18 protein-coding genes, 4 pseudogenes and 1 riboswitch are annotated in these 23954 nt (G+C 37.0%); of the genes and pseudogenes, 5 read left to right on the top strand and 17 right to left on the bottom strand.

Annotation, left to right across the window (positions count from 1 at the left end; translation table 11 throughout):
• Positions 1-290 precede the first annotated feature (290 nt).
• From ANG_RS02220 to ANG_RS02205, 4 genes are read right to left on the bottom strand one after another with little or no spacing between them, the layout of a single operon-like run.
• On the bottom strand, positions 291-614 hold the full coding sequence (locus tag ANG_RS02220; RefSeq protein WP_003038930.1) for a PTS lactose/cellobiose transporter subunit IIA: 324 nt from the start codon (positions 612-614) through the stop codon (positions 291-293).
• Positions 615-623: 9 nt separating this feature from the next.
• Positions 624-944: a PTS sugar transporter subunit IIB gene (locus ANG_RS02215; RefSeq protein ID WP_003038890.1), complete on the bottom strand. Its 321-nt coding sequence runs from the start codon at positions 942-944 to the stop codon at positions 624-626.
• A gap of 34 nt (positions 945-978) precedes the next feature.
• A complete protein-coding gene (locus ANG_RS02210; RefSeq protein WP_020999828.1) occupies positions 979-1875 on the bottom strand; it encodes a DUF7916 family protein in 897 nt (298 codons plus the stop codon).
• Positions 1876-1887: 12 nt separating this feature from the next.
• Positions 1888-3153: a PTS sugar transporter subunit IIC gene (locus tag ANG_RS02205; RefSeq protein ID WP_025271612.1), complete on the bottom strand. Its 1266-nt coding sequence runs from the start codon at positions 3151-3153 to the stop codon at positions 1888-1890.
• Between the two features lie 172 nt (positions 3154-3325).
• Between ANG_RS02205 and ANG_RS02200 the strand changes: the two genes are divergently transcribed.
• Positions 3326-4504, top strand: a complete 1179-nt coding sequence (locus ANG_RS02200) for an ROK family transcriptional regulator (RefSeq protein ID WP_020999830.1) — start codon at positions 3326-3328, stop codon at positions 4502-4504.
• A gap of 186 nt (positions 4505-4690) precedes the next feature.
• On the opposite strand, the gene ANG_RS02195 is transcribed toward ANG_RS02200, so the two are convergent.
• From ANG_RS02195 to ANG_RS02180, 3 genes are all read right to left on the bottom strand, one after another.
• Entirely contained in the window at positions 4691-5956 is a 1266-nt protein-coding gene (locus tag ANG_RS02195) for a TRZ/ATZ family protein (RefSeq protein ID WP_020999831.1), read from the bottom strand.
• Positions 5957-6079: 123 nt separating this feature from the next.
• Positions 6080-6182: riboswitch (purine riboswitch) on the bottom strand.
• A 222-nt stretch (positions 6183-6404) separates the two neighbouring features.
• Positions 6405-7340 carry a peptide-methionine (R)-S-oxide reductase MsrB gene (msrB, locus tag ANG_RS02185; protein WP_025271610.1) on the bottom strand — a complete coding sequence of 312 codons (936 nt, stop codon included), beginning with the start codon at positions 7338-7340 and terminating at the stop codon, positions 6405-6407.
• Between the two features lie 116 nt (positions 7341-7456).
• The gene (locus ANG_RS02180) at positions 7457-8392 is read right to left on the bottom strand and encodes a dihydroorotate oxidase (RefSeq protein WP_003038863.1); all 936 of its coding nucleotides are present in this window, start codon (positions 8390-8392) and stop codon (positions 7457-7459) included.
• Between the two features lie 342 nt (positions 8393-8734).
• Here ANG_RS02180 and gdhA point away from each other — a divergent pair, with 342 nt between their 5' ends.
• Positions 8735-10081: an NADP-specific glutamate dehydrogenase gene (gdhA, locus tag ANG_RS02175; RefSeq protein ID WP_025271609.1), complete on the top strand. Its 1347-nt coding sequence runs from the start codon at positions 8735-8737 to the stop codon at positions 10079-10081.
• 87 nt (positions 10082-10168) lie between these two features.
• On the opposite strand, the gene ANG_RS02170 is transcribed toward gdhA, so the two are convergent.
• Together ANG_RS02170 and ANG_RS02165 are read right to left on the bottom strand one after the other, a co-directional pair.
• Entirely contained in the window at positions 10169-10756 is a 588-nt protein-coding gene (locus ANG_RS02170; RefSeq protein ID WP_025271608.1) for a DUF4352 domain-containing protein, read from the bottom strand.
• A 17-nt stretch (positions 10757-10773) separates the two neighbouring features.
• Positions 10774-11631 (bottom strand): mechanosensitive ion channel family protein, encoded by an 858-nt coding sequence (locus ANG_RS02165; protein ID WP_025271607.1) that lies wholly within the window; start codon positions 11629-11631, stop codon positions 10774-10776.
• A 157-nt stretch (positions 11632-11788) separates the two neighbouring features.
• On the opposite strand from ANG_RS02165, the pseudogene sstT reads away from it, so the two are divergent.
• A pseudogene (sstT, locus tag ANG_RS02160) lies at positions 11789-12895 on the top strand (serine/threonine transporter SstT); the annotation flags it as partial.
• Here the strand turns inward: sstT and ANG_RS02155 are convergent.
• The 5 genes and pseudogenes from ANG_RS02155 to ANG_RS02135 all read right to left on the bottom strand — a co-directional run bounded on the left by ANG_RS02155 (position 12854) and on the right by ANG_RS02135 (position 19043).
• Positions 12854-14542 carry a recombinase family protein gene (locus ANG_RS02155; protein WP_025271605.1) on the bottom strand — a complete coding sequence of 563 codons (1689 nt, stop codon included), beginning with the start codon at positions 14540-14542 and terminating at the stop codon, positions 12854-12856. The pseudogene sstT and the gene ANG_RS02155 sit on opposite strands and share 42 nt — an antisense overlap.
• A gap of 82 nt (positions 14543-14624) precedes the next feature.
• Positions 14625-14798, bottom strand: coding sequence for a hypothetical protein (locus ANG_RS11175; protein ID WP_172636398.1), 174 nt, complete (start codon positions 14796-14798; stop codon positions 14625-14627).
• A gap of 488 nt (positions 14799-15286) precedes the next feature.
• Positions 15287-15703: pseudogene (locus ANG_RS02145) on the bottom strand (sigma factor-like helix-turn-helix DNA-binding protein).
• 463 nt (positions 15704-16166) lie between these two features.
• Positions 16167-18167, bottom strand: a complete 2001-nt coding sequence (locus ANG_RS11320; protein WP_025271603.1) for an LPXTG cell wall anchor domain-containing protein — start codon at positions 18165-18167, stop codon at positions 16167-16169.
• Positions 18168-18359: 192 nt separating this feature from the next.
• Complete coding sequence (locus ANG_RS02135; RefSeq protein ID WP_025271602.1) at positions 18360-19043, bottom strand: recombinase family protein; 684 nt, start codon at positions 19041-19043, stop codon at positions 18360-18362.
• Positions 19044-19352: 309 nt separating this feature from the next.
• On the opposite strand from ANG_RS02135, the pseudogene ANG_RS02130 reads away from it, so the two are divergent.
• Positions 19353-19708 (top strand): annotated as a pseudogene (locus ANG_RS02130) (plasmid mobilization protein).
• 5 nt (positions 19709-19713) lie between these two features.
• Positions 19714-20415: pseudogene (locus ANG_RS02125) on the top strand (relaxase/mobilization nuclease domain-containing protein); the annotation flags it as partial.
• 89 nt (positions 20416-20504) lie between these two features.
• Here the strand turns inward: ANG_RS02125 and ANG_RS02120 are convergent.
• The 3 genes from ANG_RS02120 to ANG_RS02110 form a co-directional block, all read right to left on the bottom strand.
• Positions 20505-21512, bottom strand: a complete 1008-nt coding sequence (locus ANG_RS02120) for a nucleotidyl transferase AbiEii/AbiGii toxin family protein (protein WP_025271601.1) — start codon at positions 21510-21512, stop codon at positions 20505-20507.
• Positions 21505-22110, bottom strand: a complete 606-nt coding sequence (locus ANG_RS02115) for a DUF6088 family protein (RefSeq protein WP_025271600.1) — start codon at positions 22108-22110, stop codon at positions 21505-21507. The genes ANG_RS02120 and ANG_RS02115 overlap by 8 nt, the downstream gene beginning before the upstream one ends.
• A gap of 77 nt (positions 22111-22187) precedes the next feature.
• Positions 22188-23891, bottom strand: a complete 1704-nt coding sequence (locus tag ANG_RS02110) for a DNA topoisomerase 3 (RefSeq protein ID WP_025271599.1) — start codon at positions 23889-23891, stop codon at positions 22188-22190.
• Positions 23892-23954: the final 63 nt, after the last annotated feature.

The following is a 23954-nucleotide window of genomic DNA, read 5'->3' as shown; positions in this document are numbered from 1 at the left end:
CTGTGTTGTTGCACATATAAATATAGAACAACGGTAACAAAAAACCTAAACACATACCAAATAGAAAGCAGTTCCCCTACTTCATATCTCGTATTTGTCTAGGTTTTGCCTGCATGACCAGTAACAATCCGTAAATTAGGTATAGCACAAATTTATTTTATTGCAAGCGGTTTCTAAAGTTTTTTTAAATAATTATCAGGTGATAAATAAAATAATCGTCTGTTAATTATTTAAAAAAACTTTGACAAGTCGTTCAACCTATCAAAGTTCTTAAAGAGAATGATGTTAGATTATTTAGCCACTTGGTTTAGTCGTTCATATACTGCAACGACTTCTTTTGCCAAGTCAATAAAAGTCAAACTTGTCATCAAATGATCCTGAGCATGCACCATCAAAAGACTAAGCTCAATCTTTTCACCTTGAGCTTCCTGTGTCAGCATTTCGGTTTGAGATTTATGAGCCGATATTAAATCCTTGTTAGCTAATTTTAATTTTTCACGTGCTTCTTCAAAACAGCCTTTTTTAGCTTTTTGAATCGCTTCAAAGGCATTGCTCTTTGCCTCGCCACCATACATAATGAGGGACATGATACTTTCTAAATTTGAATTTTCCATATCGAACCTCTAGCCTTCGATCAGTTCCTCAGCTAATGCCAATACCTTTGAACCGTTCATCATGCCATAATCCACCATTGGGATAACTCCAGTTGGAATGTTTTTATCTTTCAATTTTTCCGTAAATTGCTCTAATAGATACCGAACTTGCGGTCCTAATAGCAAAACATCTACTTTTTTCTCCAAAATTATATCGTCCACTTCTTGAGCTGGGACTGCAAAAATCTCTGCATCTAATCCTTTTTCATCGGCTGCAGCTTGCATTTTTGTAACAAGCAAGCTGGTACTCATACCCGCAGCACATGCTAACATAATGGTTGTTTTAGCCATGTTTACTCCTTCTATTTTATCAAATAATTACTCTCTACCGATTAACGGATCTTGCTAAACGTGACACAGTATGTCGAACACCACGAATAGTATTGCTCAGTGCATAAATATTATCCACTACTGCCAAACCACCATAGCCTGCATCCCCAATATGTTGAATATCCACACCACAAATTTTATTACGAAGTGCGATTTGTTTAATCGTATCCACATCTGATGTCTCTTGACTAGTCCCAATAGCGCTTAAGACTAAACCTCTTTTACTATGTACTAGATCTACGACAGCTCTCATTTCTTCATCGTTGAAAGCAGGAACCGTTCCAACGGCTGGCACCAAAATCACATCTGCACCCGCTTCTAATAATTGTTCAGCTGTCTGAAGATCTGCAACCGGCTCAGACACTCCTGCACCGTGCATTTTCCCAGCTATAATCAAACCTGAGAAATATTGTTTAGCCAATTTCACCGCAGCAACAATTTCTTTATTGCTAACTCCTGTACCGGGATTTCCTGTCAAACAAACAAAATCAAAACCTAATTTTTCGATTTGCTCAAAAGAAGCTTGACTGGCTTGTCGACCAGCAGCAATCACTTGCACTTCTTCCAACATATCTGCTTGCAAATCAACAGGTTCTAGATTGACCCCGATTGGTGCTCCGACTAAGCGATGGAGCTCTCGAACCACTTGACTGTCTTCACAGTCCAATCCAAAGATCTTTGGATTAAAAACATCTAAACAATTCAGTAAAATCATATCTGCGCCGAAAGCTCTTGCAATTTCAGCATTGGTGATATCTCCGACAAAGGTTTCACGAATGACAACATTTTCGGATAAAACAACTCGCCCTTCACTCGCTTGAATGCTTTGCTTGAGCTCTTGGGCTGTCATATTCAAAATTTCCGAAGGATTTGCACTAATTAATCGTTTCATATTCTCATCTCCCTACTGATTTTCTTCTGCTTTAAAGCGTTTTTCAATAGTAATTACAAATGGAATATAGATTAAAATATCAATCACAATAAGAACAGCTTGTAAAATAGACGCTTTAAAACTTCCCGTTGCCAGCAAGCCACTAATAATCGGAGGAGTTGTCCAACCTGGGTCAGTATATGTTAACGGTACAAGACCACTTGCCATGGATGACCATGCAACGATGAGATTCGCAATCGGTGCCAAAATGAATGGGAACAGAAGCAAGATATTTAAGACAATTGGAACACCAAACATCGTTGGCTCATTGATATTGAACAAACCTGAAACCACTGTAATAGGTGCCAGTGTTTTGATCTGCTTGCTTGATTTTCTCTTTTTCGCCAAATAACCAATCGCTAATACCAAGCCAATAGTTGCGCCGCCACCGCCAATGAAGACGAAATTATCCATAAAGACACTGGTAAAGATATGCGGTAGTTTTTCCCCTGCTTGATAAGCAACTTTATTGGCATCGAGATTCGAAAGCCACAATGGTTTCATAACCGCATTGACAACATTTCCTCCATGAAGTCCAACAAACCAGAATGAACTATTTAAAGCAACTAGAATTATCAAACCAAATAAATTATTGCCAAGCAAACCTAACGGTTTTCCTAAGACAGTCTGTGCTACAGCATGTAGGTTTGGCAGTTTTAGACTAGCTAAGAGGGCATAAACCAACAACCAGCCTGTGATAATCACTGCACCTGGAATAATGGCGCTGAAACTTTTTGAAACTGCCGGTGGAACACCATCAGGCATTTTAATTTGGACATTATGATTGATGAACCATTGATAGATATAACCATTCACTAAACCAAGAATGATTGCTACAAAAAGGCCTTGTGAAGCTAAAAATGCTGTAGGAACACCGTTTCCTGTTTTAGTAGCAAGGAATGGTGTCACTGTGATAAAGGCAGCAAGCGATATAATCCCAGAAGGAATCCCATCCACTTTGTATTGGCGGCTCATATAGTAAGCAATCCCAAAACTGGCTACCAAACCAATCAGACCAAAACTACTATCCACGCCTTTCCATAGATAGGCAGAAACCCCAATTTTTGTCAAATAAGCTTCCCATCCTGGAACAGGAAAACTAGCAATGACCATAAACAAAGAACCAATCAACAGTAATGGCACTGCAAGCGTAATGCCATCCCGAATTGCTACTAAGCCTTTATTGTTCCCCAACTTAATAGCAATAGGCATTAGTTTTGCTTGTAAAAATTTATCCATCTTTACAATCTCCTTTGATTATAATATATTATTAAATAGCAGACAAAATCAACTTTATCTCGCTTTTTAATTATATTTTAAAACAATTATTCCAAAAAGTCAAGCGCTTTCACTTATATTTGATAATTTTTTATAATCAATATATAATAGATGCAGGGAAGGATGGTAGATAATGAATCAAACGAAAAAACAAGCTGAATTACGAACAATTATTTTAGATAAAATTTACGCCAAGGGGCCAATTTCTCGCATTGATATTTCAAAAGAGACGGGCATTACTCCCGCTACAGTTAGTGCGATTACAGGAAGTTTGATCCAAGAAAAACTGCTGTATGAGCTGGGGGAAGATGAAGAACACGCAAAAGTCGGACGCAAGAAAATCCTCTTGGGTATAAAAAAACAGCACTCTTATTTCATCGGCTGTGAACTGTCTGAAAAATACTTTTCTTTTGTGTTGAGTGATAATACGGGAAATGTGATTGATAAAGAGAAAGCAACTGTCAGCTTGGAAAAAATTCTAGCAGAAGGCGCTGATTTATTTTGTCATTTACTTGAACAATTCATTTTTCGGAACAATTCCTATACAATTCAAGCCGTGGGAGTTGCTATCCCTGGACGCTATTTGCACAATGATTTGATTACAACAAACAATCAAACATGGAAACAATTTGATCTAGCGAAGATTAAAAACGAGTTTTCTTTTCCAATTTACTTTTCTAATAATGTCAATTGCATGGCACTAGCAAAGCGCCTTTTTTCTGCTTACCAACTGGATGAGAATTTTATCTATTTTCATTTTGCACGGGGTATGCACTGCTCTTATATGTACAATGGCAAAATCTACGGCAAAAGCAATATTGTCATCGGCGAAATTGGTCATACCGTCGTTTGTCCTGACGGAGAAGTCTGTGGTTGTGGACGCAGAGGCTGTTTGCAGACTTATGCTAGTGAAAGCTGGCTGATAAAAAAAGCAAAAATCATCTTTAAAACTGCCGAGTTGACACATTTAAAATCACTTGTCACAGATAAAGAAGAGATCACGGTTCAAACTATCCTCACAGCATATAACTTAGGAGACCAAGCTATTCTCAATCTCCTGCATTTGGCATTTAAGTATTTGGCACAATCCCTGCTAAACCTTAGCATGATGATTGATGCAAAGAAAATTTATCTGCACAGTCCCATCTTGACTGATGACAAAGTCATTGCAGCTTTCTATCAAGAAATCTCCCAACAACCAAAACTACTCTTCAAAGACTTGCCTGAACTCATTATCGAGCCTTACAATGACTTCACTGGTGCAACAGCTGGCGTTGCGCTTTGTCTGCAAAAGGAATTTTTATCCATTTAGCTTCATTATGGCTCATAAGCTTGTTATACTTATTACAAAAATTAGAGGTTAGAACAATTGTTACGAACCTCTAATTTTTACTATACAATACAAGATGGACTTACTAATTTGTCTGAAATATTTATAAAGAAAGAACCTCTATTGTGTCAAAGAGGTTCTTCAAAGATTCCTTTAGAACTTTCATTTTTACATAACTACATCCATCGTCAGGACTTGTCCGTCTTTTACAACTTGCTCACCTGCTATATAGACATCTTTAACATCATTTCCCTTGACAGCATAGATGAGATGGGAAAGCATCTTTTCTTCTGGATACAAGTGTACTTTACCTTTTGGCTGAATGATTAAAAAATCTGCTTGTTTGCCAACTTCTAGGCTGCCGATTTGATCATCCATGCCGAGTGCTTTGGCACCTTCAATTGTCATTGTTTTCAAAACCTGCTCAATAGTAAATTGAGTGGCGTCACCTGTGCGCATTTTTTGTAAAAGAGCAGCGGTACGACTTTCTTCAAACATATCCAAATTATTGTTGGAAGCGACCGAGTCCGTTGCAAGTCCGACTGTCACGCCAGCTTGAATCAAGTCTGTTACGGGAGCAATGCCAGATGCTAATTTGAGATTGCTGATGGGATTGTGGGCGATATGAATCTTAGAGGCTGTTAGTTCTTCAATTTCTCGCTCATTTAATTCCACACCGTGGGCAAAAATCCCCTCATGTTCCAGATAGCCTAATTCTTTCAAGAAAGCAAGTGGGCGTTTTCCATAGCGCTCTAAAATTATGCCATTTTCTGCTTGTGTTTCTGCCACATGGATATGCAATTTCAGCTGTAATTCACGCGCCAGCTCCAAGCTTCCTTTTAGCAAATCCTTACTGCAACTATATGGCGCATGTGGTGCTACCATTACTTTAAAGCGATCATCGTTGTAGGACAGAATTTCCTCAATAATAGTCCGAGTACGCGCTAAGGTTTCTTCTGCCGTCTCCATATCGGAGCTAAACAAAGTCGGTGAAAAATAACAACGCATTTTAGAGCGTTCCACCACTTCATGAATCTGCCCAATTTCAACACCGTTGGGATTGTACATATCATTAAAAGTCGTCGTCCCAGTCTGAAGCATTTCTGTAAGTGCCAGCTTGACAGCTTTTGTTGTCACCTCTGGTGTAAACTCGCTTTCTGCCGGCCAGATATAATCTTCTAGCCATTCATGGAGATTGCTGTCGTCTCGAATGCCACGAAGGGTGGTCATAGCAGAGTGGGTATGGCAATTGACTAGACTAGGCATAAGCCAGGCTCCCTCACAATCTACCGTCTCATCTGCCCGCGCTTCCCAAGTGGCATCCTCATTCCCACAATAAACAATCTTGTCCTCGTTTACCACCAACAGCCCATTCCGATAGACATGAAAATCTGCGTCACATGTCACCAAATTCACTTGTTTAAATGCTTTCATCGCTTCTCCTTTAAACAAGAGCCATAAGATGATGTTCAATTACTGTGCATCGTTAGCAGCAATCGCAAAAACAAAAGCCGTATGGATACTCATTTCACATTCACCTTATGCTCTATTTGTATTTGACAACATAACTAAGGACAAAGCCACGCTTATTTACGGTAAGACGGTAGAAACTCTCCAACCCTATTATGGAGATTATATGTTTTCATTGAATTTTTTAGTTATTGTAGCAAAATCCACACCAAATAGCAAGCTTTAAAAAATAGGAAAAACATTGAAATTTACTCCGCAAATCCTATCTGCAATACTTTGAGCAATCAATCACTACAACATTTGTTTCGTACATAATTAGTTTTGAAACTGGCGATTGTTGTCTCAGCCCTGTATTTATAAGTGATTGTGAAGCAACCAAGACTGTCTAGCTTACACTGTGCGTTTATTGACTTTACTTCATATATGAAAGCAAATAGCCATATCCTGCAGTTCTCATATCTTCTTTTTTAATGAAGCGCAGTGCTGCGGAATTGATACAATAGCGAAGTCCGCCTTGTTCCTGTGGACCGTCTGTGAAAACGTGGCCTAAGTGTGCATTTCCTGAACGCGACCGCACCTCAATCCGCTCCATACCATGACTTTTATCTTGATAATACTTAATCACATCTTTGGCAATTGGTCTTGTAAAACTCGGCCAACCACAACCAGAATCAAATTTATCACCGGCAAAGAAAAGCGGTTCTCCCGTTGTCACATCCACATAAATGCCTTCTTCAAACGTTGCAAAATATTCGTTATGAAATGGTCGTTCGGTTGCAGCATGTTGAGTGACCTGATAGGCTTCCTCGGACAAGTTTTCCTTTAAAGCATTTTCACTCGGTTTCTCATACTGTCCCGGATCCACTAAAGGCTGATAGGCGTCATTAACATTGATATGGCAATAACCACCAGGATTTTTCTTGAGGTAATCTTGATGATAATCCTCTGCCAATACATAATGGCGCAGCGGTTCTACTTCCACTGCAATCTTCTGACCGAATTGACGCTCTTGCTCTTTCACGACTTCGTTAATAACTGATACATCAATATCTTTTGTATAATAAATCCCTGTGCGGTATTGACGTCCGACATCATTTCCTTGCTTATTGATAGACAGCGGATCAATCACACGGAAATAGTAGAGCAGAATTTCTCGCAAGCTAACCAGATTTTCATCATAAATCACCTGAACGGTTTCAGCATGGTCAGTTTGATGAATCAGCTGATAATTAGTGGATTCTACCTGCCCATTGGCATAGCCGACAGTCGTATCAGTCACACCTGTGATACAGGAAAAATATTCTTCCAAGCCCCAAAAGCAGCCACCTGCTAGATAAATTTCAGCCATAAAAACACCTCATTTCTTTGTTCTTATTTTCTCACAAATTCCTAAAATGTTATAAGAATTTGATTAGAACTTTCTTGAGAATGATATGGCAATGAACTGTTAAATACCACTCTGGTTTAATCCAGATAGTGCAACTTCCCACGGAAATCTTCTATGCTTTCATAGCCTTTTTCTAACATGATTGCTTTCAGCTCCTCAGTAATACGCTCAAAAACTCCTACACCTTCTTTATGCAGCGTTGTTCCGACTTGCACCATACTGGCTCCGCAAAGAATGTGCTCAAAAGCGTCCCGCCCTGTCAATACACCGCCCGTACCGATGATTTGAATCGAAGGATTAAGTCGTTGATAAAAAGCATGAACATTAGCAAGTGCAGTTGGTTTGATGTATTCACCACCAATACCACCAAAGCCTTTTTTCGGACGAATGACAACTGTTTCAGCGTTAATATACAGCCCGTTACCAATTGAATTGACACAGTTGACAAAGCAAAGAGGAAATTTGTTAAAAATAGCTGCCGCTTGATCAAAATGTGCCATATCAAAATATGGTGGCAATTTAATGCCTAGTGGCTTGGTGAAATAGTCAAACACTTCACTCAAGATCTTTTCCGTCGTCTCAAAATCATAAGCGATCTGTGGTTTGCCGGGAACATTGGGACAAGATAGATTGAGCTCGGTTAAGCCTTTAAAATCACTATCTTGCACCTTTTTCAAAAGAGCATGGGTTTCTTCGGAAGATAGCCCCACAAGAGATAAAAAGAAGGTTCGATTGGGCTCTGTTTTTTGTAATTCTAACAAATACTCCAGATAATAATCCAATCCATGATTGGGTAGCCCCATTGAATTGATCGAGCCAAGCGGCACATCTTGGTAGCGAGGTTCGGGATTTCCTGCTCGCGCTTGCAAAGTAGCTGTTTTGGTGACAAAGGTTCCCGCAGCTGAGTCTTTGACTTCTTCTAACTCTTCAATCGTCATGCAGGCCACTCCAGCCGCATTCATCAGGCAGTTGTCAAAAGAAAAACCAGCGATTTGTGTTTGAGTTGATGACATGAAATACTCCTTTCATTTTTTCTATTGTACCATTAAAAGCAAAAATCTGACTCTTTTAACGGAATAGAAGGAAAAAATGTTCGGGATAAGCAAATGAATTTTTGTTGAGCAAGAGTTTGTTGTAAAGTTATATGTTGGAATTTTCAGAAAATTCAACTTTTTTTCTTTACAGCACAAAAAATTTCTGCTATAATGACACACGTAACAAAATATAATATACACTGAACTCAGGCGAAAGTCTGGCAAAAAAGATAGGCTCCCTTGTGTTCATCGAACACGGCGTCAGCCTCCTATTTTTGTACGACTTTTAACCGTCCTCGTATCTTATTTAAGGAGAAGTCTATGACAACTGCTAAAGAATATATCCAAAACACTTTTGAAGCTGTGAAAGCTCGCAATGCTCACGAAGCAGAATTTCTGCAAGCGGTGGAAGAATTTTTAAACACACTTGAGCCCGTTTTTGAAAAACATCCTGAATACATCGAAGAAAACATTTTGGCACGCATTACCGAGCCAGAACGTGTGATTAGCTTCCGCGTCCCTTGGGTTGATCGCGACGGCAAGGTTCAAGTCAATCGCGGTTACCGCGTGCAATTTAATTCCGCAGTTGGACCATATAAGGGCGGTCTTCGTTTCCACCCAACGGTTAATCAAGGGATTTTGAAATTTCTCGGATTTGAACAAATCTTTAAAAATGTTTTGACTGGACTACCAATCGGAGGTGGTAAAGGTGGGTCTGACTTTGATCCGAAAGGCAAGACAGATGCTGAAGTGATGCGTTTCTGCCAAAGCTTCATGACAGAATTGCAAAAATACATTGGCCCTTCTCTTGACGTTCCTGCTGGTGATATTGGGGTCGGTGGACGCGAGATTGGCTATCTTTACGGACAATACAAACGCCTACGCCAATTTGATGCTGGTGTCTTGACTGGTAAACCACTTGGATTTGGAGGTTCTCTAATCCGCCCAGAAGCAACTGGTTACGGTCTTGTTTACTATACGCAAGAAATGCTCAAAGCAAACGGTGAAAGTTTTGACGGAAAGACTGTTGTCGTATCTGGTGCCGGAAATGTAGCTCAATATGCTGTGCAAAAAGCAACCGCCCTCGGTGCTAAAGTCATTTCTGTGTCTGATTCAAATGGCTATATCATTGACAAGGACGGAGTTGACTTTGATCTTCTGGTAGATGTGAAAGTAAAACGCCGTGCTCGCCTGACAGAATACGCTGCTGAAAGAGCAAGTGCTACTTATTACGAAGGCTCTGTCTGGACTTACGAAGGTGCATTCGACATTGCCTTGCCATGTGCTACTCAAAATGAAATCAACGGTGAAGCAGCAAAACGCTTGGTTGCTCAAGGAGTTCGCTGTGTATCAGAAGGTGCTAACATGCCAAGTAATCTTGACGCCATTGCTGTTTACAAAGAACATAATCTCCTTTATGGTCCTGCTAAAGCCTCCAATGCTGGTGGAGTTGCTGTATCTGCACTCGAAATGAGCCAAAATAGTCTCCGTCTCTCATGGACGCGTGAAGAAGTAGACACTCGTCTGAAAGACATTATGACCAACATCTTCAACACTGCTAAAACAACTGCTGAAAACTACAATCTTGGCAAAGACTATCTAGCAGGAGCAAACATCGCTGCTTTTGAAAATGTCGCCAATGCTATGATTGCTCAAGGGATTGTTTAAACGAACATGCATGATAAAAGGCTGTGGACAGATTCGTCCACAGCCTTTTACTGTTCTTCTGCTGAAATAAGCAATCAATCGCTATTTCTAAAACTTCACGCTTTTGGTTTCTCCCCACCTGACATTGTCATAAGCGAGAGTATAGGGCTGCTGCGAGCCGTCCTCACCGTCATACATCAGCTTCCATTCCACCTTTTCGCCCGCCGCAAGTTCCTCTTTTATGTTGGCAGTGTCAAAAGTAGCGTCATCCAAAACATAGGATTCTCCCATTTCGTCTTGTAAATCAAAATCATAGACATTGAGAGGGAGAGATTCGCTAGAGGTATTTTCGATAATGACCTTGGCGGTAATCGTTGTTCCTGTTGCTTGCCCTTTCATCCGCTCTTTGGAGTCCACATGAATGTATTGAACAGTGATTTTCATTCCATTTTTAAAACGCACGCTGTCTCCCAGACGGTGATGTTTATAACTATCTTGATAAACTGCAGTTCGAGCACCATGCCCTAGAAAGGCAAAGTTAAAAATACTTAAACCAGCCACCACGAGGGTCATGAATACAAGCATGACACAGCTAACGATGGTCGTCCAAAACAAAGGCTGCTTATACAGGGGCTGTTTCAAGCGATAGACGTGACCGGCAGGGGTCGTTATTTCATGCGGTACTTGTTCTTCCATAATAATCTCCTTTCTGCTTACGCTGGTGCATAAATGGTTGGCAAATCAATTCCTTCCTTTAATAAAGCGTCATGATACAGCCTGTAAAATTGATGGTAAACGGTGCTTTGGCTACCACTTTGGACGGTGATACTAATACGAAAATAAAATTGACCATTTTCGCTAACTTGCGGACCTAAAATCGTCGGTTCCTGCAAAATTTCTACTTGATCGCCCGCATATTCTTGATTGACCTGCTGGATAATCCGAGTGACCTTCTCCAAATCCGTCTGAGCGTATAATGGAATATCAATGAGCGCTCGCATATTGCCGCGTGAGAGATTGCTGACGACGGTAATGTTGCGATTAGGAACGTAATGCAAAGTGCCATCTGCATCGCGCACTTGTGTCGTCCGAATTCCGATGCTCACAACCGTTCCTGCGATTTTAATCGAGCCATTGGTCAGGCGAACGCTGTCTCCGACATCCAACTGCCGCTCCAACAAAATAAAGAAACCATTGACTAAATCAGACAAGAAGCCTTGCGCTCCCATCCCGATTGCCACCCCAGCAATCCCAGCTCCTGCTAGTAAACTAGACACCGGCAAGCCTAAAATCGCCAATATCCAATAGATCAAGAAAAAGTAAAGGGTGTAATTCAGCAAATTTTCAATCAAACGAGTGAGGGTCTTTTGCCGCCCTTCGTCTTGACTGGAGAGTTTCAAAGAGGGTGAGATAATCTTTCTTACGAGTACATGTACCAACTTTTTAGCGAGGTAAAAGAGAGCTAGCAATAGCACGAGTGAGACGAGCTTGCTAAAGACGTCATCTAACAAATTAGACCAGTTGAATTTTTCAAAGTAGCGAGAGAATACATTCTTGTTCGCAAATAACATAGGTCACCTCCTGCTTATTTCTATTATACCATATCTAAGCCTAATTGAATCAGGGGAATGCGAACTCCCCCCAGTGTATTCTATCTAAAACAGATTGATTTTTCAGAATATTCATACTATAATGGGAGACATTATGATCATGAAGGGATTATATGATATGAAAAGAATAGTTTTGGCTTGGAAAAAATCTAGTTTGATTAAGCGTATTGCTATCGGGATTGCATTAGGGGCTGTCCTCGGCTTGACCTGTCCTAAGGTGTCAGCAATTGGCTTATTGGGAGATATATTTGTTGGTGGCTTAAAGGGCATTGCTCCACTGTTGGTTTTTGCTTTGGTGACCAATGCTCTATCACAACATCGAAAAGGGCAAGAAACCAACATGAAAACTATCATTATCTTGTATCTTTTGGGAACATTCTCAGCAGCTTTAGTCGCAGTGCTAGCTCACTACCTTTTTCCTTTACATATCACACTCACAGCGTCAAAGACCAAGATTACACCACCAGATGGGATTGGGCAAGTCCTCAGTAATTTATTGCTCAAAGTAGTGGACAATCCAGTCAATGCTCTCATCACCGCAAACTATATTGGAATATTATCTTGGGCTGTGGTATTTGGACTTGCCATGCGTGAAGCCAGCAAAAGCAGTAAAGAGCTTTTGCAAACTATGGCAAGTGTAACCTCTAAGGTCGTTGAATGGATTATCAATCTGGCTCTTTTTGGAATTCTTGGTTTGGTCTTTAAGACGATTTCTGACAAAGGGTTGGCGGTGTTGGCTAACTATGGCAGCTTATTAGCAGTTTTAATCGCTATCATGCTTTTTGTAGCTCTGGTCGTCAACCCTTTCATTGCCTTTGTTCTGATGAGAAAAAATCCCTACCCACTTGTTTTGCGGTGTTTAAAAGTCAGTGGTGTGACAGCTTTCTTCACACGTAGTTCAGCTGCTAATATTCCTGTCAACATGAAACTTTGTGAAGAACTAGGACTCAACAAAGATACTTATTCCGTTTCTATTCCTCTTGGTGCCACTATTAACATGGCTGGAGCAGCTATTACCATCAATGTGCTCACCCTTGCTGCAGTCAATACATTAGGCATTTCGATTGACTTTGCGACAGCATTAATCCTCAGTATTGTCGCCGCTATCTCTGCTTATGGTGCTTCCGGGGTGGCAGGTGGTTCTCTTTTGCTCATTCCTGTTGCTTGTAGTCTCTTCGGTATTTCAAATGATGTTGCCATGCAAGTCGTTGGGGTAGGATTCATCAACTTGCTTATCATTGTCCAAACTTATATTTAAATCTTCATCAATGATAGGAAGCTTAAAAGTAATTGATTTTAGCCACTGTCCATTCGGTTGCTTTTCTTCGTAAATTTGAATTTCAGAAATCAAAGCTGTAATTAACTGTCTACGCTCTACATCATTCATTACATTGTAGAGTTTATCAAAATAAATCAGAACTTTATATATATTATCTCCTGTAAGTTTTTCAGCTTCAATAGCTTGTTTTTTTGCTTTCGCATCAATTAACAATGATTCTAATTCTTCAATTTTGTCATACATACGATAGAGTCTATCGTCTAAATCCTGTTTTCTTCGCTTATAGTGTTTATCATCAACATTCAAATTGTCAATTTCTTCTATAAGCTTAAATTTTATCGAATGACTTTTCCTTAATTCCTTTTGGTAATTATCAATTTCTTTTTCTATTTCAGAGGTATCCACCTTCATGTTGATTTTTTCTTGCATTATAGAAGCAAATTTTGGGTTGCTTACTATCTTTATAATTAACTCAGCAACTGCATCATCTAACAATTCTTCTCTGATTTGCTTACTGAAAGTACACTTATGACCTCTTATCATCTGCCTATGTTTACAGCCATAGTAATAAAAATCTTTATACTTTGTTCCATCTTTCTTTTTCTTGATACACTTGTTTCCAAACATTCCCACTCCACATATCGGACATTTTACAATTCCTGATAACAAATGGGTTCTAACATCTTTTCCCTTATTCACATGCTCATATTTTTTTGCTTGAGATTTTAACTTAACCTGAGCAGCTTGCCACAACTCATCAGAAATTATAGCTTCATGAATACCTTCAGCTATTAAATATTCATCTTGTTCAACTTGCTTATATTCATTTCTTGTACCATGAACTTTTTCTAAAGTTCTTCTTCCAAAAGCTATCTTTCCTTTATATACAGGATTCTTTAATATCTTTCTTATAAGCCCCGCATCGAATAATGGATTTTTTCCATTCTGTCTTGGAATTTTCCTTATTCCATGATTCTCTAAATATTTAGAAAGTCCGTTTGCTCCAATGGTTGTATTCACATATTGTTCAAAAATAGTTCTTATTGCAACTGCTTCTTCCTCATTGATCAACAACTTACCATCGACAAGTTTATATCCATACGGAGCAAAGCCTCCGTTCCATTTTCCCTCTCTTGCCTTTTGAATACGACCTTCCATTGTTTGGACACGAATGTTTTCTCTTTCTATTTCAGCCACTGCTGACAAAACAGAGATCATCAATTTACCAGCATCTTTAGATGAATCAATCCCATCCTCAACACAAATCAAATTGACTCCGAAATCTTGCATCGTTTGTAGAGTTGATAAAACATCAGCAGCATTTCTTGCAAATCTCGATAATTTAAATACAAGAACGAAAGACACTCCATCCTTTCCGGATTTTATATCTTCCATCATACGAGTAAACTGAGCTCTACCTTCTATAGATTTTCCAGACTTACCTGCATCTTCGTATTCACCAACAATCTCATAATCATTATAAAGGGCGAAAGCCTTCATTCTTGTTTTTTGCGCCTCTAAAGAATAGCCATCTATCTGTATTGATGTAGATACTCTTGTGTAGAGGTATACTTTTATTTTCTCTTTTGACATAGCATTAACCTCAATATATTTCTCTATATCTTTATATTCCCAAAAAAGTTTGGACTTATATATCAAGTATATTATATCACTTTTATTCATTTTTATCAATCTGTGTTTTTGCCATATCAAAAATATTTTCATTTTCAATGTTATTATCTACTGGCATTGGATCTGGCAGATTATCCAAATCTAAAACACCAGCATACTTTGTAATTAGATTCGCAAACAAATCAGCCAGTCCATTCCAGTCATTATCCACATACATCCCCCCTTTTTTCTTCAAACTCTTATATAATCAATCTATAACTTTCTAATCTAACTAAGTTTCATGACATTGACGGGTGCTTAGGATCAGCAACATTGGAATCTCACCACCGCCCCTGTTAAGATGAGCCGGCTTTCACTAAAGAAGTATCATTATCATTACTTAGGTCATGGCTCACAAAGTTATCCTTGTCCTTTATTTTTTAAAAAATTATTTGTCGCTCGTTTCCTTCTATCCTTGTCTTTGACAGTATTCATTTAAACCGAATTTCTTCAGCAGGAAAGTTATGGCGTAAATTTTCTTTCGCTCACTAAATAATTAAAAGTCCCGTCTTGGTCTATTCAGTTGTCAAAGAACAATTACCTAATGGTTCTAAGAGAGATTGCCTTTCAAATACCTTGAATTTACAATTCCTGTTTTCCACAAATTAAAGCGGGCAGATCTCCCTTCACTTTATAAAGGAAAATCTGCCCTCATCTACAAGGTGATTATCTAAATATTTCTTCCAAAAACTTTTTTAATTTCTTAAGTATATTGGATTTCCTCCACTGAATAGCTTGATAGCTCACTTCCTTTTCCGATGCAATACTTGATATAGTTTCATCATTGAAATACAAACGCTCAATAATTTCTTTTTCTTCATCGTTTAACTTTGATATAGATGATCTTAATACCCAAATCATCATCTGTGTTTCTACAATTTTTTCTACATCAACGCTTTCGTCGACAATGTTATCTATAAAGTGTCCATCATGATCCAATGATGAAAAAAAGAGCAAGTGGTTTTTCTTGTCCACCTGCTCTAAATACTTTTCGTGTTCCTTTTCTCGCTAGTAGACTTTATATATCTGCTCGCTAACCTTTACCTTTTTCCCGTTGACATAAAGATAGTATTCTTTTGACATAAAGTTTCCTCCATTTCTTCTTTTGTCTGCGTTTTTAGGCAAAAAAAGGAGGACTTCTGCATTTAGGCATAATAAGTCCTCTAAAATGAAAGAAATCTATTCTTTCTCTAAAAATATTTAATTTGACATCACGAGGTAAACAACTGAAAATAGGAAAAAGGCTGGGTACTTCTATACTTAACTATTATATAATTAAAGACTCCCTTCCCCATAACATTCTCCCCGCTGAGTTTGCATTATCCTATCGTAAGTTACATAAAATTAAATCTTCGTTCTTATATCATCATTATATTTTTCGTTTGCATCTACTACTGATGATAAGAAGAGGGCTTTCTGTATTTTCTACAATCACTGCCCCCTTCTATTAACGACTAACTATTTATGTTATCCAATATGTGCAAGACAATATCTGTCTTATTGTTCCAAATAGCTCTTATCATCAGTGAAAAAATACCTACGCCTTCTACTTCGCATGATTTCTGCGTCTGTATCCTATAAGCACTAATAATGTTCCTGATGTTAACATAAGCCATGCATATAGAGATATGTTTGTACCTTCTCCAGTTTTCGGCAAAGTTTTGTTAGTGTTTGTATTTGGTGGTGGAAGTTCTTTCAACTTATCTACCATCACTATCGTATTTCCTGTTACTTCTATACCTTTCACTATCGCTTTTCCATTTTTTACTTCAAATGTTATTGCTGTTGCTACTTGGTATTTAGCTGGTGCCGATATTTCTGTGAAGGTGTACTTCCCGTCTTTTAATTCAAACTCTTTTACCGTTCCATCTGTTACCCATTCTTTGACTAAGCTTCCATCTTCTTTCGTCAATCTGATGGTTGCTCCTTTTAGTTCTTCTCCATTCTCTGTTAATGCTTTCTTAGAAAACTTAACTTTTGTTGATGGCGTTGATGGTGGTGGCGGCGGAAGTTCTCTCAGCTTATCTACCATCACTATCGTATTTCCTGTTACTTCTATACCTTTCACTATTGCTTTTCCATTTTTTACTTCAAATGTTATTGCTGTTGCTACTTGGTATTTAGCTGGTGCCGATATTTCTGTGAAGGTGTACTTCCCGTCTTTTAATTCAAACTCTTTTACCGTTCCATCTGTTACCCATTCTTTGACTAAGCTTCCATCTTCTTTCGTCAATCTGATGGTTGCTCCTTTTAGTTCTTCTCCATTCTCTGTTAATGCTTTCTTAGAAAACTTAACTTTTGTTGATGGCGTTGATGGTGGTGGCGGCGGTAGTTCTCTCAGCTTATCTACCATCACTATCGTATTTCCTGTTACCTCTATACCTTTTACTATCGCTTTTCCATTTTTTACTTCAAATGTTATTGCTGTTGCTACTTGGTATTTAGCTGGTGCCGATATTTCTGTGAAGGTGTACTTCCCGTCTTTTAATTCAAACTCTTTTACCGTTCCATCTGTTACCCATTCTTTGACTAAGCTTCCATCTTCTTTCGTCAATCTGATGGTTGCTCCTTTTAGTTCTTCTCCATTCTCTGTTAATGCTTTCTTAGAAAACTTAACTTTTGTTGGTGGAGTTGATGGTGGTGGCACTTCTTTTGTATTAACAACTTTTCCACCTGCATAAGTAACCTTATATTCTTTTCCCTCAAGCACTACCTTACCATCTTTTTCTCCAGATTCTACAATAGTATAAATATTGGCTTTCTTATCCCTAATATTATCTACCACCTTAAGATCTTTAAACTCGCCTTTCCAGTTATTACCATTATTTAGCTTGATGGATTGATCTGTCTTTATACCATTCTTAACAAGATAGACTGTTATCTCCGGTGCGTCCTTCGAATCAATTCCTTGCCACTTTTTTTCTACTTTTAGGCTTGTCTTAGCAGGTTCAAGTGGGGTGGGCGGTGGAAGTTCTTTTAACTTCGCGCTAATTAAATTTTGCATCAATGGGTTCTTTGCTTTATAAATAAAAACTTCCATTTTGCTATTAATCTCATCATCATGAGAAGAATCCTCAGCAAAAGTTCTTAACTCTTGTTTTTGCTTGTTCAATTGTGGATTGTTACTATAATTTGTATCATAATTTTTATTTGTTTTATTGTCTTGCTGATAGTAATATTCATTTTGTAAGACTGTATAATTAAGTTCAGGATGTTTTAATTTATAAAATAGCATCCTTTTGATTTTCTGAAAATCTCCTTTCCCACCGTTACTAGTATACGTATTTCCCGTAGCATTTTCGTTTTTTGAATAATTCCCTGTGGCTTCACCGGTTTTTCCTGGAGATTGTTTATGATGATCCATACATAAGGACCATTCTGAATCTGTTGCTCCATTTTTACTTATAACTTTTCTATGTTGACTAGCATCATACGCCTTATAAGTCTTATCAATTTCACTTGCACTCACATTTAATGAAACCATGCTTATAAGCATGGTCGCCGCCAGTAATAGGCTCATCCATTTTTTTATTATTCTTCCTGTCACATTTATTCTCCTTGTATTTTCAAATATCTCTTTTATCCCTCGGTTATAACATTTATATATACAGTCTTATACAGTTAACAATATATGTTAATGGCAACTATATCAGACTTTCTTTTCCAAATATGATATAATGTTAAACGTGTTGTTGTGTGTAAAAATCAAGGAGGATATATATGTATAAAGCATGAATTTTTACTGTAAATAAAAGTCTACCTTTTTTGACACATAATATGTTCTTATAAATTTCAAATCTTTTAAAAGTCTCTTTTTTTTATTATCTTTCATATATCCTTTTTCTTTTATCCAATTAGAAAAAGTAGTGTGACTTACATTAAGTTGCTTTGCTCCATTTCTTAAACTAATTTTATTATTACGCCATTGCTCTGCTACATCATCAAATTCTTTCGGAATTTCTTTTTTGCTTCTTCCAAATTTAATACCTTTTTTCTTCGCTTCTCTTATTCCTTCCATCTGTCTCTGCTTAATGTTTTCTCTTTCTATTTGAGCCACGTAGGATAATATCTGTAAAACAATATCAGCAATAAATTTGCCTGTTATATCACTTACTTTTGTTCTTGTATCAAGTAATGGAAAATCAAGTACTATAATCTCAGCATTTTTCTCTTTGGTAATTAGATTCCATTCTTTTATGATTTCGTCGTAGTTACGCCCTAGTCTGTCTATAGATTTAATATATAACTCATCACCTGATTTTATTTTTTTCATGAGCTTTCTATACTGTTTTCGATTAAAATTTTTTCCACTCGCCTTATCAATATAAATTTTGTTCATTTCAATATCCTCTTTCAAAATAGCACTTAATTGCCTGTCTATATTTTGTTCCTTTGTCGACACACGTATGTATCCATATTTCATTTTTTCACCTCATAATATAACTATAATTTTTTTCATAAATATGGTATAATTTATGGTAAATAATAAACTTAATATCCGCTTAACGCTTGCTTATTCTTTTGTAGCAAGCACAGTAAGTGTACGGACACTTACGAAAAAATTGATGAAGCAGCCCTTTGGGATCTGCTTCTTTTTTTATCAATTTTTAACTTGTACCCTCGCCTAATAGTTTCTACAATTTGAGCAAGCTCTCTTTGGAAACTATTGGCTGGGGCAAACTTTTAGGGAGAACCCTAAGACCCCGAAATACATTCAAAGGAGGAACTATTTATGGCAAATAGAATACGAAATGAAAGACTTGAAATTAAGTTGACTAAGGAAGAAAAGGCTCTTTTTGAGGAGAAAAGAAAACTTGCGAAATGCAGAAATATGAGCCATTTCATTCGCAAGTGCATTTTAGAAAAGGAAATATATCAAGTTGATTTAGAGCCGTTTAGAGATTTACAGGGTTTACTCTCCAACGCTACAAGCAACATCAATCAGATTGCAAAGCGAGTAAATTCAACAAGAGTGATCTACAAAGAAAAGAGGACATAGGCGATATGAAAAAAGAGATTGAACATTTTTCAAAAGAACTGTGGCAAATTCATTCCTTGCTTCTAAACAAGACTTCTGGAGGTGATTAGTTTTTATGGCAATCACAAAAATACACCCAATAAAATCTACCCTTAATCTTGCCATTTCATATATTATTAATGGAGAAAAAACAGATAAGCAAATCTTAGTAAGCACTCATAAATGCCATCAGGAAACTGCTCATACCCAGTTTTTAAGGACAAGAGAAAACGTAGGAACAAAAGGAGCCGTTCTTGCAAGACATCTCACTCAATCCTTTTTACCGGGAGAAACTACGCCTGAAATTGCACACCAAATAGGTATGGAGCTGTGTAAAAAGATACTCAAAGATGAGTATGAATTTGTCTTATCTACCCACATAGATAAGGGGCATATCCACAATCACATCATCTTCAATAATGTAAATATGGTAACAGGCAGGTGCTACCAGTCTAACAAGAAAAGCTACCACCAAATCCGTTATCAGAGCGATAAGTTATGCAAAGAAAATAACCTATCCGTTATTGACGAGTTTTACGAAAGCTATAAGAAAAAATACAAGACTAACGGTAAATCTTGGTATGAAAATGAACAAGCAAAGCATGGCACTTCTTGGAAAAGCAGGCTTCAATTTGACATTGACAGAATGGTAAAACAGTCTAAGGATTGGGAAGAATTCCTAAAGAAGATGGCGGAGCTTGGCTATGAAATTAAACATGGAAAACATATAGCCTTTAAACCGAAAGATAAGCCGAAATTTACAAGTTCCAAAATGTTATGAAAATCATTTATTCGCATTTTTACCTCCTTCTTTTTTACATGAAAAAGACGATAGATGTTCTCTACCGTCTATGTCCAAAATTATATTTATTTATTTTTTATAACACCATTCAACTCTTTCTCGTATTCCTTAAGAGTCTCAATGATTTTATCAAATGGTATCTTTTCTCCAAACAACATATTTTTCATGCTGTCATAGTCTTTTGAAAAAATTTCTAATCCTTCCTTTGATGGTATTAACTTTAAATTACCATTCATGATGTCATCATATTTCGCCCAATTACTTGCGTAGAATTTTTTCTTAAAGTGAATAACTATTTTTAATAATTCGATGTTTTCAAAACTCTTTTCTCTAATATCCGTTAGTATCATTTTATAAACATCGTAAAAATGTCTTGAATATCTTGTCGGATAATTTCCATTCACTCGATTTGCTTCTCTATGAAGTATAGTAATCTTTTCAAAAAAGGTTCGTAAACTGTCTACCGCCACAACTTCTATATTTTCATCAAATACTTCCGGATACGCTTCTTCGATATAAGTTTTTATTTTTTGATTGCTTGCAGGAATTGGTTCTGCTAAGCTTCCAATTTCCAATCTTATCACTTGTAGAATCGAGCTATCTTTATGATTTTTAGGATAGTCAAAACATATTGTCTGTCTGTCAAACTCATCGATATAAAAATTATATATTTTGTGCTTTAGTATTTCTTTAAAATCATTTTGTAGAGTGGGTAGGAATTCATCACGCAGAAATACTTTTGTATCATCATTTATTTTATCGTTGAATTTTAGTTGCTTGGTATTACTTCTATCTTCATAAGGTTCTATTTTTCCGTATCCTAAAACTTTCCAATCTAACGCAAGGTCTATATCTTCTGAAAATCTTTCAATCAACTTATAAACTTTAGATAGACTTGTTCCACCTTTAAAAACAATAGCATCCCTGTACTTAAACCTACTAAACAGATATTTTAAAATCACACATACCCACAAATCTTTTTCTACAATAGCTTTCGACATATTGAGTTTGTCTGCGGTGTTTTGTATAACAAGCTCTAATTCTTCGCTTGATATTTCTAATAATTTACTCATAGTTGATCTCCTGTATCTTTTCTAAAACTTCCTGTATCCAAAAAGGAAGTTTTAAAGTATCTTCTTTCAAATTCTCTTTAATTCTTTTGGTAAATACAGCAAGCTTTTTTATATCTTCTTCACTGATGTTGTCTTTGCCTAATGCCTTAATTGCCTGTATTAAAATGGACAATTCTTTGGAATAAGATGTTATGTTTCTATTTGTTGTGTGTTTAAAGATAATCTTTTTATCCCTATACAAATATTCTCTATATGCCCCATCTGAAATATAAATATACTCATTAGGAATTTGAGTGGACAATCCTGTATAGTTTAGAGCTGTATCTCCTGTGGGAGCTATTGTCCAAGAAAATTTATCTGCAAGTTTTTCAGCAACTTCACTTGCATCCGGATAGGAATATTCTTTTAAAATTTCGCTATATTTTGGTTTTATATATAATCCATCAATGAGCCTCGTAATCTGATTTTCTTCATTTAATCTATATAAGACAGATTTAATTGTGTTTTTTGTTCCAAGATTGTAGAAATCATTAATAGAAAAAATTTTTCCTTGATTTTCTGACATAATTTTTTCAATTTGATTCGTTATAGGAATCATATAAACCACCTCCTTGCACCTAAAATTATATACTTTTGGGTGCAAAAAGTCAATGCTAAAACTTTTCTAAAAGTTTCCTATTTGTATTGTTTTATCGTAATATTTATTTTTTCCTCAATTTTTTTCAGAAAATCTTCTTTATTTTCCTTGCCTTTTGCAATATCCGATAGCTCCATTTCCCACTTTGCAGTCGTTTCTGCTGACTTAAAGGTATCAGATACTATTGTTACAAGACTAATTCCTTTATGCGTGGCTACAAGATTTTTCTTATCCCTTTCTACAAAGCCTTTATAAATTAAGTTCTCTATAATCCCTGCCCTTGTTGCAGGTGTTCCAAGCCCTTTTCTTTCAACCTCCACACCATTTTCTAAAGCATCATTTCCTGCAACCTCCATCGCCTTTAAAAGTGTATCTTCAGTAAAGTGTTTCTGAGGTTGGGTGAATTTCTCTTTAATCTCTTTATTTTCTACTTCAAATACATCGCCTACTTTTACATCAGGAAGCTCTATATCTTCATTTTTCTTAGACTTGTAATCTTTAAGATATTTTGTAAAGCCGTCATCTTTAACAACCTTGCCGGCACTTGTAAACTCAAAGCCGTCAAATAAAACTACAATCTTTGTTGTATTTTCAATAAGTGGATAGCCTACACTTGCATGGAGTTTATTAGAAATAAGCCTATATACCTTTGCTTCACTCTCAGGAATATTCGATAAATCCTCACTTAGCGAGCTTACTGTCGGAATAATAGCGTGATGATCTGTAACCTTTTTAGAATCAAATACTACCTTAATACGCTCTGTATCAAAGTCATTTTTACCCAAAATGTTATTGACCGTACTTACAATCATATCCTCTGTTAAACATCTGCTGTCTGTTCTTGGATAGGTAATCAGTTTCTTTTCATACAGGCTTTGAGCATAATCAAGTGTCTGTTTAGCACTGTATCCGAAATACTTATTACACTCTCTTTGCAGCGTTGTAAGATCAAATGGCAAGTCAGGCTTTGTAATTTTCTCCTTCTGAATAATATCAGTAATTTCAATCTTATCGTCTACTAAATTGATTAACTGTTCAGTAGCAACTTCATCATCAATTCTGTCTGTGGAGAGTGTAAATCCGTTTGTTGACAGCTCTACTGTATAGTATTTTTCCTTTTTAAAGTTTGCTATCTCATCATCTCTTTTTACAATCATGGTAAGAATAGGTGTCTGCACTCTGCCAACACTGTAATTTTGCTGATACAGGCAAGAGTAGAGCCTACTAATATTCATTCCGACTAACCAATCCGCAATCGCCCTTGCCTGTGCCGATTCAAAGAGATTGTCATAGTCCTTTCCATCTTTTAGATTTTCAAAGCCCTCTTTAATAGCACTATCTTCCATAGATGAAATCCAAAGGCGTTTCATCTTCTTTTTGCATTTAGCTTCGTTATATACAAGTCTAAAAATGCTTTCTCCCTCACGACCTGCGTCGCATGCATTGATAACAGAATCTATTTCTTTATCATTCATCAGCTTTTTAAGGATATTAAACTGTTTCCTCGTGGATTTTGCTATCTCATACCTATAGTTCTTTGGAACAATCGGTAAATCTGTAATATTCCATTTAGCATATTTTTCATCATAAACGTCCGGATTTACCATTTGAATTAGGTGTCCAACGCACCAGCTCACCCTATATCCGTTTCCTTCATAATATCCGTCTTTCTTTTTATTTGCTCCAATAACCTTTGCAATGGAAATTGCAACACTTGGTTTTTCTGCAATAACTAACTTCATCTGTATTTTCCTCCTATTATAAATCAAAATAGGGCGAAAGATTTTATTCTCCGCCCTGTGTCT

The sequence above is a fragment of the Streptococcus anginosus subsp. whileyi MAS624 genome (genome assembly GCF_000478925.1).
GTDB lineage: Bacteria > Bacillota > Bacilli > Lactobacillales > Streptococcaceae > Streptococcus > Streptococcus whileyi.
The sequence above is the reverse complement of the archived record's forward strand: the minus strand, read 5'-3'. Positions and strand labels throughout refer to the sequence as shown.